Source organism: Aeromonas sp. SG16, from assembly GCF_024436135.1.
GTDB lineage: Bacteria > Pseudomonadota > Gammaproteobacteria > Enterobacterales > Aeromonadaceae > Aeromonas > Aeromonas jandaei.
In genome coordinates this window covers 1,077,770-1,092,064 of the sequence record NZ_JANFNW010000001.1, presented here as the reverse complement: position 1 = coordinate 1,092,064, position 14,295 = coordinate 1,077,770, and the positions used below count along the sequence as shown (strand labels likewise).

Annotated in this window: 11 protein-coding genes; 6 read left to right on the top strand and 5 right to left on the bottom strand. The window is 59.8% G+C overall.

Going from position 1 to position 14,295, the window contains the following annotated elements; all coding sequences use genetic code 11:
- Positions 1-53: 53 nt before the first annotated feature.
- Positions 54-1,670, bottom strand: coding sequence for a peptide ABC transporter substrate-binding protein (locus NOM67_RS04895; protein ID WP_156852635.1), 1,617 nt, complete (start codon positions 1,668-1,670; stop codon positions 54-56).
- Between the two features lie 382 nt (positions 1,671-2,052).
- Between NOM67_RS04895 and fbp the strand changes: the two genes are divergently transcribed.
- Positions 2,053-3,087, top strand: a complete 1,035-nt coding sequence (fbp, locus tag NOM67_RS04890) for a class 1 fructose-bisphosphatase (protein WP_041207524.1) — start codon at positions 2,053-2,055, stop codon at positions 3,085-3,087.
- Between the two features lie 74 nt (positions 3,088-3,161).
- Here fbp and mfd read toward each other — a convergent pair whose 3' ends face one another.
- The gene (mfd, locus tag NOM67_RS04885; RefSeq protein ID WP_198037956.1) at positions 3,162-6,626 is read right to left on the bottom strand and encodes a transcription-repair coupling factor; all 3,465 of its coding nucleotides are present in this window, start codon (positions 6,624-6,626) and stop codon (positions 3,162-3,164) included.
- Positions 6,627-6,644: 18 nt separating this feature from the next.
- Positions 6,645-7,223, bottom strand: a complete 579-nt coding sequence (locus NOM67_RS04880) for a PilZ domain-containing protein (protein WP_033113131.1) — start codon at positions 7,221-7,223, stop codon at positions 6,645-6,647.
- Between the two features lie 76 nt (positions 7,224-7,299).
- Between NOM67_RS04880 and NOM67_RS04875 the strand changes: the two genes are divergently transcribed.
- The 3 genes from NOM67_RS04875 to lolE are packed head-to-tail and all read left to right on the top strand — an operon-like array spanning position 7,300 to position 10,530.
- Positions 7,300-8,535 (top strand): lipoprotein-releasing ABC transporter permease subunit, encoded by a 1,236-nt coding sequence (locus tag NOM67_RS04875; protein WP_255934305.1) that lies wholly within the window; start codon positions 7,300-7,302, stop codon positions 8,533-8,535.
- 55 nt (positions 8,536-8,590) lie between these two features.
- Positions 8,591-9,289, top strand: coding sequence for a lipoprotein-releasing ABC transporter ATP-binding protein LolD (gene lolD, locus NOM67_RS04870; RefSeq protein ID WP_033113129.1), 699 nt, complete (start codon positions 8,591-8,593; stop codon positions 9,287-9,289).
- Positions 9,289-10,530 carry a lipoprotein-releasing ABC transporter permease subunit LolE gene (lolE, locus tag NOM67_RS04865; RefSeq protein ID WP_255934302.1) on the top strand — a complete coding sequence of 414 codons (1,242 nt, stop codon included), beginning with the start codon at positions 9,289-9,291 and terminating at the stop codon, positions 10,528-10,530. Before lolD ends, lolE begins: the two co-directional genes overlap by 1 nt.
- A gap of 100 nt (positions 10,531-10,630) precedes the next feature.
- Here the strand turns inward: lolE and yfbR are convergent, their stop codons facing one another.
- Together yfbR and NOM67_RS04855 are read right to left on the bottom strand one after the other, a co-directional pair.
- Complete coding sequence (gene yfbR, locus NOM67_RS04860; protein WP_255934300.1) at positions 10,631-11,221, bottom strand: 5'-deoxynucleotidase; 591 nt, start codon at positions 11,219-11,221, stop codon at positions 10,631-10,633.
- Positions 11,222-11,316: 95 nt separating this feature from the next.
- A complete protein-coding gene (locus NOM67_RS04855; protein ID WP_042032366.1) occupies positions 11,317-11,751 on the bottom strand; it encodes a YccF domain-containing protein in 435 nt (144 codons plus the stop codon).
- A gap of 457 nt (positions 11,752-12,208) precedes the next feature.
- Here NOM67_RS04855 and tig point away from each other — a divergent pair, with 457 nt between their 5' ends.
- A complete protein-coding gene (tig, locus tag NOM67_RS04850) occupies positions 12,209-13,519 on the top strand; it encodes a trigger factor (protein ID WP_041207530.1) in 1,311 nt (436 codons plus the stop codon).
- 86 nt (positions 13,520-13,605) lie between these two features.
- Positions 13,606-14,229 (top strand): ATP-dependent Clp endopeptidase proteolytic subunit ClpP, encoded by a 624-nt coding sequence (gene clpP / locus NOM67_RS04845; RefSeq protein WP_033113124.1) that lies wholly within the window; start codon positions 13,606-13,608, stop codon positions 14,227-14,229.
- Positions 14,230-14,295 lie beyond the last annotated feature (66 nt).

Here is a 14,295-nt window from a genome sequence, read left to right as displayed (position 1 = left end):
TGCAGGCACTTTTTTGATGGCGGCTCTTTATGGTCAGAGACTACCGGTCAGCGCTACGGGGCAACCAGATAGAGATCGCGGCTGTAGACGATGTCTTGCGGGTTCTGATAGGGGTAACCCTTGACGAAAGGCTTGAGCAGGCGCGACTTGACGTAGAAGTAGACGGGGGCAATAGGGGCCTCGGCATCGATCAGCGCTTCTGCCTGCTGATAGAGCCCGTTGCGTTCGTCAGCATTCTGCGCATCGTGAGCCTTGGCCAGCAGGGCGTCGTACTCCTTGTTGAACCAGCGACCGCTGTTGGCGCTGCTGCTGGAGGTCAGGATGTCGAGGAAGGTAGAGGCATCGTTGTAGTCACCATTCCACGAGTAGCGGCTCACCCCGAAATCCCCCTCGTTGAGGGTGGAGACCATGGTTTTCCACTCCATGTTGTTGAGGGTGGCGGTGACCCCGAGGTTGTGTTTCCACATGGAGGAGATGGCCAGCGCGATCTTCCTGTGGCTCTCGTTGGTGTTGTAGAGAATGTCCACATCAAGCGGCTTGCCGGGGCCATAACCCGCTTCGGCGAGCAGCGCCTTGGCCTGCTTGATCCGCTCCTCTTTGCTCTGCAGCTGACTGGCCGGTTTTTTCAGATCAAAGCCATCCACGCTCGGTGGCGTCAGGCTGAAGGCGGGCAGTTGTCCCTGACCCAGGATCTTGTCGGTGATGGTCTCCCGATCGATGGCGAGCGACAGCGCCTTGCGCACCTTCGGGTTGTCGAACGGTTTGCGCTGTATGTTGAAGACGTAGTAGTAGGTGGCCAGCATGGGAGCGCTGACCAGCTCCTCCGGGCTCTGGCTCTTGATGTGCTGGTACTGCTCCAGCGGATAGGTGGTGTAGTGCAACTCGCCGGTGCGGTAGCGGTTGTAGGCGGAAGTCTCCGACACCACCTCCAGATAGATCACCTTGTTCAGCACGGTGTGCCGGTTGTCCCAGTAGTGCGGGTTGCGCTCGGCGGTCAGCCGCTCGTTGGGGGTCCACTCCTTGAGCACAAAGGCGCCGTTGGAGACGATATTGCTGGGCTTGACCCACTCCTTGCCATATTTCTCGATGGTGGCTTTGGGTGCCGGGAAGGTGGTGTAGTGCGCCAGCGTCTTCAGGAAGAAGGGAACCGGGTTTTTCAGGGTCACTTGCAGGGTATGTTCATCCAGCGCCTTGACTCCCAATGCATCGGGGCTCTTCTTGCCCTGAATCACTTCGCTGGCATTGGCGATACCCATCAATTCGATAAACCAGGCGTAGTTGGAGGCGGTCTTGGGATTGGCCGCCCGCTGCCAGCCGTAGACATAGTCGGCGGCGGTAACCGGCTCGCCGTTCGACCACTTGGCCTCCGGCCTCAGCTTGAAGGTGTAGACGGTGCCGGTGCTGTCGAGCTCGTAGCTGAGCGCGCCAGCAGGCTGGGTCTTGCCGCTGGCATCGAGCACATAGAGACCTTCGAACAGATCGTTGACGACGGCGCTGCCGGCACTCTCTTCCACCAGTTGCGGATCTATGGTGGTGGGTTCGGTGCCGATATTGGTGACAAAGGTTTGTTGCTCCGGGGGGAGCAGCTTGGTGCCGGCCGGCACTTCGGCAGCCCAGACGGGCAGGGAGAGCAATCCGGCTACCGTGCCGGCAATGATAGTCTTGTTCATTGATAATCCTTATGTTTTTGCTTCCAACGGAAAACGAGTGTGCGTGATTGGCGTTTGGAACTCAATAGGGGAGAGGCCACCACGTATCTGGTGGGCGAAACGACAGGCCAAAGAGGGGGAAATGTCAGTAAGGTCGCTGTTTGGCGCCGTTTTTTGGCGCAAAATAAGAGGCTGAAAGTTACCGTATGGCCCCCTTTTTATGACCGAAACGAGTACAAATCGGGTTCAAATTGCCGTTTTATTAGCCCGCTTAATTCGCTGCAAAAACAAAAAACAGACGTTACATTAAGTTACAAAACAACACGGCCGAGGATCGGCTCTTTTTTTGTCGATGCTTGCAAACGTTTTCAACGCCAACGGAAACGATCTTAAAGGACCAAAAATGCGAAACATGATCACCATGGGCGAGTTCATCGTCAAAAAGCAGGCTGATTACCCTACCGCGACCGGCGAACTGACCTCGCTGTTGAGCTCAATCCGCCTTGCCGCCAAGGTGGTGAACCGGGAGATCAACAAGGCCGGGCTGGCCGATATTATTGGCTCCATGGGGGCTGAAAACGTGCAGGGCGAGGTGCAGCAGAAGCTGGACGTCTACGCCAACGAGCGCTTCAAGGCGGCGCTGGAGGCGCGCGGCGAGGTGTGCGGCATGGCCTCCGAGGAGGAGGAGGACTTCGTCGCTTTTGACTCGCCGCTTTCCAAAAATTCCAAATACGTGGTGCTGATAGATCCCCTCGACGGCTCTTCCAATATCGACGTCAACGTCTCGGTCGGGACCATCTTCTCCATCTATCGCCGGGTCAGTCCGCAGGGCTCCCCCGTCACCCTCGAGGATTTCCTGCAGCCGGGCAATCGTCAGGTTGCGGCCGGTTACGTGGTTTACGGCTCCTCCACCATGCTGGTCTACACCACAGGCTTTGGTGTCAACGGCTTTACCTATGACCCCTCCATCGGCTGCTTCTGCCTCTCCCACGAAAACATCCGCATTCCGGAGGAGGGCAAGATCTACTCAATTAACGAGGGCAACTACATCAAGTTCCCGGACGGGGTGAAGAAGTACCTCAAATATTGCCAGGAGCGGGATGAAGCGACCCACAGACCCTACACCTCCCGCTATATCGGCTCCCTGGTCTCCGATTTCCATCGCAACCTGCTCAAGGGTGGCATTTACATCTATCCGTCCGGCACCAACTCGCCGAACGGCAAGCTGCGCCTGCTCTATGAGTGCAACCCGATGGCGTTTCTGGTGGAGCAGGCAGGCGGCAAAGCCTCTGACGGCTTCAACCGCATCATGGATATCCAGCCCACCGCGCTGCACCAGCGCACCCCCTACTTCGTCGGTTCAACCAAGATGGTGGAGCGGGCAGAGGCCTTTATGCGCGAATTCTCCTCCCACGAGGACCCGGCCAGTCAGGGGTAATTCTCTGAGTTATCGTGAGTGAATAAAAAACGGGAGCCCTTGTGGCTCCCGTTCCGTTTTGGCGTTCGCAGCCGTTACTGGCTATGACTGGCCAGATCCGCCAGCAAGCCATCCACCAGCTTGAGGCGCATGGCCCTGTCCTGAGTCGGCACCTGGAAGCGCAGCCGGGTCGGCCCGTCCATCTTGTAGATGCGCGGCTGCTCGGAGAGCAGCTTGACCAGATAGGTCGGGTTGACCTTGGTCTCCTGGGTGAAGTCGAGATAGCCACCGCGCTCGCTCATCTCCACCCGGCGAATGCCAAGGGCGGTAGCGCGCTGACGGAAGGCCGCCAACTCCAGCAGGGTTTTGGTCGCCTCCGGCAACAGGCCGAAGCGATCGATCAGCTCCACTTTGAGTTCGCGCAGCTCCTGTTCGTCCGCAGCGCTTGCGATCCGCTTGTACATGGAGAGGCGCATGTTGACGTCCGGGATGTAGTCGTCTGGCAAGAGCGCTGGCAGGCGCAGCTCCACCTCGGTGTGCTGGCTCATCAGTTGCTCGAGAGACGGCTCCTTGCCCGATTTCAGCGCCTCGACTGCCTGCTCCAGCATCTCCATGTAGAGGGTGAAACCCACCGATTCGATCTGGCCGCTCTGATCGTCGCCGAGCAGCTCACCTGCGCCACGGATCTCCAGATCGTGGGTGGCCAGCGCAAAGCCGGCGCCAAGGTCTTCGAGGGAGGCGATCGCCTCCAGCCGCTTGGCCGCATCCTTGGTCATCAGCTTGGGATGGGGAGTGAGCAGGTAGGCATAAGCCTGATGGTGGGAGCGGCCAACCCGGCCCCGCAGCTGGTGCAGCTGGGCCAGACCGAGGTGATCCGCCCGATCCATGATGATGGTGTTGGCGCTCGGTACATCGATGCCGGTCTCGATGATGGTGGTGCAGACCAGCAGGTTGAAGCGCTGGTGGTAGAAGTCCGACATCACTCGCTCAAGCTCGCGCTCGCGCATCTGGCCGTGGGCGATGCCGATGCGCGCCTCCGGTACCAGTTCGGCAAGGTCTGCCGCGCACTTCTCGATACTCTCCACGTCGTTGTGCAGGTAGTAGACCTGCCCGCCACGCTTCAATTCCCGCAACACCGCCTCGCGCACCACCGCCGGTTCGTGCTGGCGGACAAAGGTCTTGATGGCGAGCCGCTTGGCGGGCGGGGTGGCGATGATGGAGAGATCCCGCATGCCCGACATCGCCATGTTGAGGGTGCGCGGAATGGGGGTGGCGGTGAGGGTGAGGATATCCACGTCGGCCCGCAGCGCCTTGATCTTCTCCTTCTGGCGTACCCCGAATCTGTGCTCCTCATCGACGATGAGCAGCCCCAGATCCTTGAAGGTGAGTTCGGAGCCGAGCAGCTTGTGGGTGCCGATAATGATATCCACCTTGCCCTCGGCCAGCTCCTGCATGACGCTGTTTTGCTCCTTGGCAGAGCGGAAGCGGCTCAGTACTTCGACCCGCACCGGCCAGTTGGCGAAGCGGTCGCGGAAGTTGTCGTAGTGCTGCTGGGCGAGCAGGGTGGTGGGTACCAGCACGGCGACCTGTTTGCCGCCATGAACGGCCACAAACGCCGCCCGCATCGCCACCTCGGTCTTGCCAAAGCCTACGTCGCCGCACACCAGCCGATCCATGCTCTTGGCCTGGCACATGTCCCCCAGCACCGCATTGATGGCGTTGAGCTGATCCTCGGTCTCCTCGAACGGGAAGCCGGCGGCAAACTGGCGATAGGCTTCGCGGTCGTGTTTGAAGGCAAAGCCGGCGCGAGCGGCGCGGTGGGCGTAGACATCGAGCAGCTCGGCCGCCACGTCGCGCACTTTTTCCGCCGCCTTGCGCCGCGCCTTGCTCCAGGCCTCGCCGCCGAGTTTGTGGCTGGGCGGGTTGTCAGAGCCGGTGTAGCGACTGATAAGGTGCAAACTGGTAACCGGCACAAACAGCTTGTCGCCGCCGGCATATTCCAGCGTCAAAAACTCGGTGGGCAGGCCTCCGGCGTCGATGGTTTCAAGCCCCAGATAGCGGCCGACCCCGTGATCGAGGTGCACCACCGGCTGGCCCTGGGTCAGCTCGCCGAGGTTTCTGATCACCGCATCGGAGCTTAAGTTTTTGCTCTTCTCCCGTGCCCGCTTGCTGCGAACCTTGCCGCCCAACAGCTCGGTTTCTGTGATCAGAGCCAGTGGCTGATTACTGGCATCAGCTCCGGCCTCTTGCCACAGGAAACCGCGCTCAAGAGGGGCAACCAGCAGGCCGTGGCGATCCTGGCTCGCCACAAAGGAGTCGAGGGAGGGAAACTCCTTGGGTTGCAGCGCGATGCGCGCCAGCAGCTCGCCCAGCACTTCACGCCGACCCTCGGACTCCACCGCAAACAGGGTGCGCCCGGCAAAGCCTTGCAGGAACTGGTTGAGCGCCAGCAGCGGCTGCTCCTTGCTGTGGTCGAGTTGCAGGTCCGGCAGCGTGCTGGCCGGCATATCGTGTTGCCCCGCATCGCCGGCAGTCGGCCCCTCCTGCAACCTGACGGCGCCGTAGTTACCAAGGGCGGCAAAGAGCTGCTCCACCGGCAGGTAGAGCTGGACCGGGGGGAGCAGGGGACGAGTGTTGTCCCAGCGCCTGTCCTCGTAGCGCTGCTCGATGTCGTTCCAGAAGCGCTGGGCGGCGGGGTAGATATCCCCAACGGTGAGTAGCAGGGTCTCTGCCGGCAGGTAGTCAAACAGGCAGGCTGTCTGGTCGAAGAAGAGCGGCAGATAATACTCGATGCCGGCAGGCCAGCGCCCCTTGCTCACCTCCTGATAGACGGAGCCCTCGGCGCGGGAGATCTCGAACTGCTCGCGATAGTGGCCGCGAAACAGCTCGATGGCCCCCTCATCGGTCGGAAACTCCCGGGCTGGCAGCAGGCTGACGCTCTTGACCGGTTCGCTGGAGCGCTGGGTTTCCGGATCGAACGGGCGGATGGAGTCCACTTCATCGTCGAAGAAGTCGATGCGATAGGGGCTGCTGCTGCCCATGGGGAAGAGATCGAGCAGGGAGCCGCGGGCGGCAAACTCGCCGTGCTCCAGCACCTGATCCACCGCCACGTAACCCGCTTCGGCGAGGCGCCCGCGCAGCTGTTGCAGGTTGAGGCGCTGGCCGCTTTTCACCATCAGGCTGTATTTGTCGAGATAGGCGCGCGGCGCACAACGCAGCATCAGGGTCGAGACGGGGACGATCAGTACGCCACTGCTCATCTGCGGCAGCTTGTAGAGGGTCTCGAGCCGCTGGGAGATGATGTCCTGATGGGGGGAGAAGGTGTCGTAGGGCAGCGTCTCCCAATCCGGGAACAGCAGCACCGGGCAGCCCTTGTCGGCCAGCAGGTATTGCAGTTCCTGCTCGAGGCGCAGGGCACTCGGGGTGTCTGCGGTGAGCAGCAGGACGGGCCCCTTGTTTTGTGTAATGAGGCGAGCGGCTATGAGCGAGAGGCTGCTGCCGACCAGTTGGCCGAGCGTGATCTTTTGGCCCGCTTTGGCGGGCAAGGCGGGGAGTGTCATTGGCATCGTTCGATTCTTTTAACGTTGTTGGCGCTCTTGGGCACGCAGTTTGAGCTGTTTGGATTGCACATGGAGGCTGGCACGTACCAGCAGTTCACGGTCATCTTCACGGATCCGTACATAGTCGAGCACCACATGGGTGCCATGCTCGCCCGGGGTGACCTCCCTGACCTGGCCATAGCAGTAGATGGCGGCGGCCTCTTCGCGCAGGAAGATCTTGAGGCGCACTATCTGGTGCGGATGCGGCGCATCCCCGTGGCCATGATAAGGGTGCAGGTAGGTGAGCTCGCCCGCGCCAAAGCGCAGGGTGTGGAAGCGCTGCTCGGGGTGATCCTGCATGGAGAGCACATAGCCCATGATCATGTCGATCTTGCGCGACTGCTGATTGACGATCTCGACCAGATCGTGCATCGATTCGTTCTGATTGCGCAGCAGCCGGCTGGTCACCATGTCGATGGAGGTGATGGCCGAGGAGATGCGAAAAGGCTCCGGCAGCTCAGCGTCCAGCTCCGTGAGCGAAGGGAGATGGAAGTCTGCCGGCATGGGGATCACATTGACCGGCATGGCATGAGTAACGCTGAAGAACTGTTCCTGCATGGAGGCTATCCCTTGTTGTCATGGACGGTTTCCCTTTATTATCCGGTATCTTATTTTGTTGGCAACGTAGATATCCTTGAAGACCGGACTTTTTCAGCCCCTTTCGCTGGCCATCGGCCTGCGTTATGCAGGCTCGAAGCGCAGCAACCGCTTCGTCTCATTTATCTCCCTGTTCTCCACCTTCGGCATTGCTATCGGGGTTGCGGCCCTGATGGTGGTCATTTCGGTGATGAACGGTTTCGAAGGCCAGCTCAAGGGGCGCATCCTCGGTGTGATCCCCCATGTGGTGGTCACCAACGAGGCTGGCCGCATTGATGCCGCGCCGCAAGGGCTGCCGGACCTGGCCAAGCTGCCTCACGTGGTGGCCACGGCCCCCATGCTCGACAGCGAAGGGATGCTGCAAAGCCCCGGTCAGCTCACCGGCGTCAGCGTGCAGGGGATCGATCCCGCCCTCTGGCCCAAGGATGACATCCTGCACTCCCAGATGCTGGGGGGGCGCCTCGATACCTTGCAGGCCGGTCACTACCGCATCGTGCTGGGGCAGGGGGTAGCGCGCCGCCTCAATGTCACCATCGGTGACCAGGTTCGTCTGATCCTGACCGAAGGCTCCCGCTTTACCCCCTTTGGCCGGGTGCCGGCCCAGCGCCTCTTTACCGTCTCCGGTATCTTCGGAGTGGGTGCCGATGTGGATAACCAGATTGCGTTCATTGCGCTCGGGGATGCCCAGCGTCTGCTGCGGCTGCCGACAGAAACCGTCGGTGGCATTCGCCTCTGGCTCGATGATCCGTTTGCCGCTGATCAGGTGATCAAGACGCCGCTGCCTGATGGGCTGCTGTGGCAGGATTGGCGCCGTGAGCGGGGCGAGCTGTTCCAGGCGGTCGCCATGGAGAAACGGATGATGGGGCTGATGCTGGTACTGATCATCGCCGTTGCGACCTTCAACATTCTCTCCGCGCTGGTGATGGTGGTGACGGACAAGGAGGGCGAAGTGGCCATCCTGCGCACCATGGGCATGAGCGAGTCGGGGATCGTCAAAATCTTCATGGTGCTCGGCGCTTCCAGCGGGGTGATTGGCTCCCTGTTTGGTGGGCTGGCGGGGCTTGGCCTGACCCTGGGTCTCAACCCGCTGCTCAATGCGGTGGGGCTCAACCTCTATATGGCTGCGGGTGGCAGCGGCTTGCCGGTCATCGTCGAGCCAGCTCAGGTCGTCACCATTTTGCTGGGCGCCGTGCTGCTCAGCTTCAGCGCCACCCTTTATCCAGCAGCCCGCGCGGCGCGGGTAAAGCCGGCGGAGGCGCTGCGTTATGAATAATTCATCTTCTGTTGTTACCTCTGATGCGATTACTGGAGCAAGTGGAGCCCCCTTTATGAATGAAGCCGTATCCCGTGAGCCTCTGCTGCGTTGCCAGGCCCTCAACCATGTCTACAAAGAGGGCGAGCTGGAGACCCAGGTACTCAAGGGGATCGATTTGAGCGTCGCACCGGGCGAGATGCTGGCGGTAGTGGGGAGCTCTGGCTCCGGCAAGACCACCCTGCTGCACCTGATGGGGGCACTCGATAACCCCTCCAGCGGTGCCGTGCTGTTCAAGGGGGAGGATATTCACCACTGGGATAGCCGTACCCAGGCCCGTTTTCGCAATCAGGAGCTGGGTTTCGTCTATCAGTTCCACCACCTGCTCTCCGAGTTCAGTGCGCTGGAAAATGCGGCCATGCCGCTGCTGATCGCCGGTGAATCGGTAGCTGTCGCTACCGAGAAGGCGACCCGGATGCTGGGGCGGGTAGGGCTCTCCCACCGTCTCAACCACAGACCGTCCGAGCTCTCCGGTGGTGAGCGCCAGCGGGTGGCGATTGCCCGTGCGCTGGTCAACGAACCGAGTCTGGTGCTGGCGGACGAGCCGACTGGTAACCTGGATCACGCCAGCGCTACCGCCGTCTACGAGCTGCTCTGTGAGCTCAACCGTGAGCTGGGCACTGCGTTTGTGGTGGTCACCCACGATCTGAGTCTGGCGGCCAAGCTCCATCGCCGGGTCACGCTGGTGAGCGGCGTGATGGCGGAGGTTGCCTGATGTTCAAACCGCTGCCCCTTTTTCTGGGCCTGCGCTATAGCCGCTCCCGTCGTCGCAACGGGTTTATCGCCTTTATCTCCGCCTCTTCGCTGATCGGTATCGCCCTCGGGGTGATGGCGCTGATTTTGGGCCTCTCCGCCATGAACGGTTTCGAGCGTGAACTGAAAGACCGGGTGCTCTCCGTGGTGCCGCAAGGGGAGCTGGATGCGGTCGAGCGGCCGCTGCCGGATTGGCCGCGTCTGCGCGACTACCTGCTGGCGCAGCCCGGGGTGGAAGCTGCCGCCCCCGTCATTCGTCTCAACGGCTTGCTGGAGCACGGCTCAGCCCTCAAGGGGGTGCAACTGCGCGCTGTGTTGCCCGATCTGGAAGCCAATCTCTCCGATGCCGGCAAATACATGACGGGCCGTGGCCTGCGTGAGCTGCAGGCCGGCGAGCGGGGGGTGATCCTCGGCAAGACCATCGCCGACAAGCTGGGGGTGAAGGTTGGCGACACCCTTGCCCTGCTGTTGCCGCAAGGGGGCGATCAGACGGGGATCAAGAATCCCCGCCGGGAAACCCTGACCGTGGTCGGGTTGCTGGAGATCGGCGGCCAGCTCGATGGCCTGCTCGGTTTCATGCACCTGACCGATGCGCAAGCGATCACCGGCATGGGCAGCGATGTGGAAGGTTTCAGCCTGCGAGTGAGCGATGTGCTCAAGGCGCAGTCCATCACGGTCGCGGCGGCCCAGCGCTTCCCCCATCACGTCTATATCCGCAGTTGGATGAACAGTCAGGGCTATCTCTATCAGGACATCCAGATGGTGCGTACCGTCATGTATGTGGTGATGCTGATGGTGGTGGCAGTGGCCTGCTTCAATATCGTCTCCACCCTGGTGATGGCGGTGAACGAGAAGCGCAGCGAGATCGCCATCCTCAAGACCATGGGGGCGAGCCCGGGCCAGATCCGGCTTACCTTCGTCATTCAGGGGATGGTCAACGGCGTGGCCGGTGCCTTGCTCGGGGCGCTGCTGGGGGGCCTGCTCTCCAGCAAGCTAACCCAGATCCTGGGTGTCATCGAGAAGCTTATTGGCCACCGCTTCCTCAATCCGGATATCTACTTCATCGACTTCTTGCCGACCGAATTGCATATGCAGGATCTGCTTATCGTGACGGGGGCGGCCATCCTGATGAGTCTGGTTGCTACCCTCTATCCCGCCTGGCGGGCGAGCGGTCTGGTACCGTCTCGAGAGCTGGGTCACTGATGCGCTGCATCTGATCCGCTGATAAAGACGAAGAGCCCGCCGGTGTTAAACCGGCGGGCTCTTCTGTTTTTCTGTCTGTGTGTCGATGTAGTGAGCGGACTTAGTGGGCGTTCAGCTCATCGAGCGGCAGGGAGAAGCTCGCAACGAAGGTGTCGATAAAGTAGCGCATCTCCTCGCTCATCCGGGCCGCCAGCATCGCCTCGAGGCGTTTGCGAGCAGGTTCAAACTCCCGGTTGCCGGCGTTGATCTCCTCCAGACACTTGGTATAGGCGCAGAGGGTGTCGGCATCCTTGACCAGTCTGGCCAGTTCGCCATCCTGGGCTGCCGAATCGAGCAGCGGGCGAAAGTCCTCCACCAGTTCCGCTGGCAGCATGCCAAGCAGGCGCTGCTCGGCGGCCAGCTCAATCTTCTTGTATTCGCGGGCGATCTCGGGATTGAAGTATTTGACCGGAGTGGGCAGATCGCCGGTCAGCACCTCGCTGCTGTCGTGGTAGAGCGCCATCACTGCTGCGCGGTCGGCATCCACAGTGCCGCCAAAGAGCCGGTTTTTGATGATGCCGAGGGCGTGGGCCACCATGGCGACCTGCAGGCTGTGCTCGGCGATGTTTTCCGGTTGGATGTTGCGCATCAGTGGCCAGCGGTAGATGAGCTTCATGCGGGCGAGATTGGCAAAAAAGTGGCTGGGGAGCATGGGATGCCTCGAATGGATGCAATGAAAAAGGGCAGACCCTAGTCTGCCCTTTTTTTGCAATACAGGCACCGCCTGCCATCCGATTTTTAACCCGCTCAGCGGATATAGCGGCCTGATTCGGCTTCCTGATTGGTTACGATCATCTGGCCGATGGGGGCCAGACTGATGATGGCCAGCTTGAGATGCTGGATGCCAAACGGGATGCCGACGATGGTGATGAAACAGGCCAGAGCAGAGGCAATGTGGCCGATAGCCAGCCAGATCCCGATCAGCACGAACCAGATGATATTGCCAATCAGCCCGAGGGTGCCGGTGCCGATATCACCTTGACCCGTCATCGCCTTGCGACTGACCGCCTGCTTGCCGAAAGGGAAGAAGGTGAAGGTGCCGATGACGAAGCAGGCGCGCCCCCAGGGGATGCCGACCAGCGAGATAAAGCAGAGCAGACCGGCCAGCCACCAGGCCAGGCCCATAAAGACACCTCCCAGTACAAACCAGAGCAGATTGAACAAGAAGCGGAAAAAGGCCATGTGGGATACTCCAGACTTATCAAGTTGGTTGCCACCATAACGAGGCAGGGCAGGGGACGCAACGATTGATTGGCCCTGATGCATCGGGCCGGTCAACCTGGGTCGTGATACCACCTATGGGCAGCGGGTATTCAGTTGCCGGATATTGACCAATAGATCGGCGTTTCAGGCAAATTTGCGCAGAAAAAGGTGAGCAAGCGCAAAAATATCGCGCAATGCCAGTTGAAGTTCGGGCTGCAACTCCCCATATAAAGAGCACTTTTGCACGAATTGTGCCTCTGCGGCGCCCAATGTGGGGGTTGTGTGGCTCGACTCGACCAGAGTGCGCCGCTATAATGCCGCGTCATATTTTCTCATCACAAAGACATATTGTTGTCTTTATAAACAGGAAGACTCCGGCTTTGCCCGGAGGCAATAAAGGGTCAGCACACAGTGCTGAGTTGAACGAGGTAGAAGAATGCAAGTTTCTGTAGAGACAACCCAGGGTCTGGAACGCCGTCTTACCATCACTGTACCGGCTGCTACCGTAGACGCCGCTGTGCGCAAAGAATTGAACGGCCTGGCCAAAACCCGTCGCATCGACGGTTTCCGTCCTGGCAAGGCTCCGGTTGCCATCATCAAGAAGATGTTTGGTGCCATGGCTCACGCCCGTGTTGCCGATGAAATGATGCAGAACAACTTCATCAAAGCCATCATCGAAAACAAACTGAGCCCGGCTGGCGCGCCGACCATGGATCCGAAAGAGATCAAAGAAGGCGAAGATTTCGAATTCACCGCCACTTTCGAAGTGTACCCGGAGTTCGAAGTTGCCGGTCTGGAGAGCATCAAGGTTGAGAAGCCGGTTGCTACCGTGAAGGACGAAGATCTGGCCAACATGATCGACACCCTGCGCAAGCAGCACGCTACCTGGGCTGAAGCTGACGTAGCTGCTGCCAATGGCATGCGTGTGACCATGGACTTTGTCGGTTCCATCGACGGTGAAGAGTTCGAAGGTGGCAAGGCTGAAGGCTTCAACCTGGTACTGGGTGCCGGCCGCATGATCCCTGGCTTCGAAGATGCCATCCTGGGCAAGAAAGCTGGCGACGAGTTCACCATCGAAGTAACCTTCCCGGCTGACTACCACGCTGAAAACCTGAAAGGCAAAGCGGCCAAGTTCGCTTCCAAGCTGAACAAGGTTGAAGAGCAGATCCTGCCCGAGCTGACCGAAGAGTTCGTCAAGCGTTTCGGCATCGAGAGCGGTTCCGTTGAAGAGCTGAAAGCCGAAGTGCGCAAGAACATGGAGCGCGAACTGGCTCAAGCCCTGAAAAACAGCGTGAAAGAGCAGGTTCTGAACGGTCTGGTTGAAGCCAACCAAATCGATCTGCCGAAAGCTGCCGTTGCGCAAGAGATTGACGCTCTGCGCCAGCAGGCTCTGCAGCGCTTCGGTGGTTTCCAGGGCGGCAACGCTCCGGAGCTGCCGGCTGAGCTGTTCCAGGCTCAGGCCGAGCGTCGTGTACGCGTAGGTCTGCTGCTGGGCGACGTGATCCGCACCAACGAAATCAAGGCTGACGATGCTCGCGTGACCAGCATCATCGAATCCATGGCCACTGCGTACGAAGATCCGAAAGAAGTGATCGAGTACTACCAGAAGAACGAACAGATGCTGAACGGCGTTCGTAACCTGGCCATCGAAGATCAAGCTATCGACCTGATCCTCTCCAAAGCGCAAGTGACCGAAAAAGAAGTTGCCTTTGACGAAGTGATCAACAAGTCTGGCGCCGCTGCCTAAGAACATTTGACTTAAGGTCAAGACTGTTAAGTATAATGGCTCGTGTGATCTCCACTCGGGCCATTTTATTTTAGGGACAATGCCTTATGTACAAGAACTATAACGATGTGACCGATTCTCCCAGCAATGCGCTGGTCCCCATCGTGGTCGAACAGACTGCCAAGGGTGAGCGTTCCTACGATATTTACTCCCGTCTGCTGAAAGAGCGGGTGATCTTCCTGACCGGTCAGGTTGAAGATCACATGGCCAATCTGGTGGTTGCCCAGTTGCTGTTCCTCGAGTCCGAGAATCCGGACAAGGACATCTACATCTACATCAACTCTCCGGGCGGCTCCGTGACTGCCGGCATGTCCATCTATGACACCATGCAGTTCATCAAGCCGGACGTGAGCACCGTCTGCATGGGGCAGGCCTGCTCCATGGGCGCCTTCCTGCTGGCTGGTGGTGCCAAGGGCAAGCGTTTCTGCCTGCCCAATGCCCGCGTGATGATCCACCAGCCGCTGGGCGGTTTCCAGGGCCAGGCATCTGATATCCAGATCCACGCCCAGGAGATCCTGAAGATCAAAAATACCCTGAACGAGCGTTTGGCTTTCCATACCGGTCAGGATATGGCTACCATCGAGCGCGACACCGACCGCGATAACTTCATGTCTGCCGAGCAGGCAGTCGCTTACGGTCTGGTCGACGGTGTCTTGACTCAGCGCGGCTGAGCAGGGTGTCCCGGTCTGTTGTAAACTCAACGGGCCGACCCATCCTCTATTGATAAAACGAGGTTG

Excerpts from the sequence above, each read along its gene's own strand:
- clpP (WP_033113124.1), top strand. The coding sequence starts at position 13,606 with ATGTACAAGAACTATAACGATGTGACCGATTCTCCCAGCAATGCGCTG.
- fbp (WP_041207524.1), top strand. The coding sequence starts at position 2,053 with ATGCGAAACATGATCACCATGGGCGAGTTCATCGTCAAAAAGCAGGCT.
- yfbR (WP_255934300.1), bottom strand. The coding sequence starts at position 11,221 with ATGCTCCCCAGCCACTTTTTTGCCAATCTCGCCCGCATGAAGCTCATC.
- NOM67_RS04855 (WP_042032366.1), bottom strand. The coding sequence starts at position 11,751 with ATGGCCTTTTTCCGCTTCTTGTTCAATCTGCTCTGGTTTGTACTGGGA.
- NOM67_RS04880 (WP_033113131.1), bottom strand. The coding sequence starts at position 7,223 with ATGCAGGAACAGTTCTTCAGCGTTACTCATGCCATGCCGGTCAATGTG.
- tig (WP_041207530.1), top strand. The coding sequence starts at position 12,209 with ATGCAAGTTTCTGTAGAGACAACCCAGGGTCTGGAACGCCGTCTTACC.
- mfd (WP_198037956.1), bottom strand. The coding sequence starts at position 6,626 with ATGACACTCCCCGCCTTGCCCGCCAAAGCGGGCCAAAAGATCACGCTC.
- lolE (WP_255934302.1), top strand. The coding sequence starts at position 9,289 with ATGTTCAAACCGCTGCCCCTTTTTCTGGGCCTGCGCTATAGCCGCTCC.
- lolD (WP_033113129.1), top strand. The coding sequence starts at position 8,591 with ATGAATGAAGCCGTATCCCGTGAGCCTCTGCTGCGTTGCCAGGCCCTC.
- NOM67_RS04895 (WP_156852635.1), bottom strand. The coding sequence starts at position 1,670 with ATGAACAAGACTATCATTGCCGGCACGGTAGCCGGATTGCTCTCCCTG.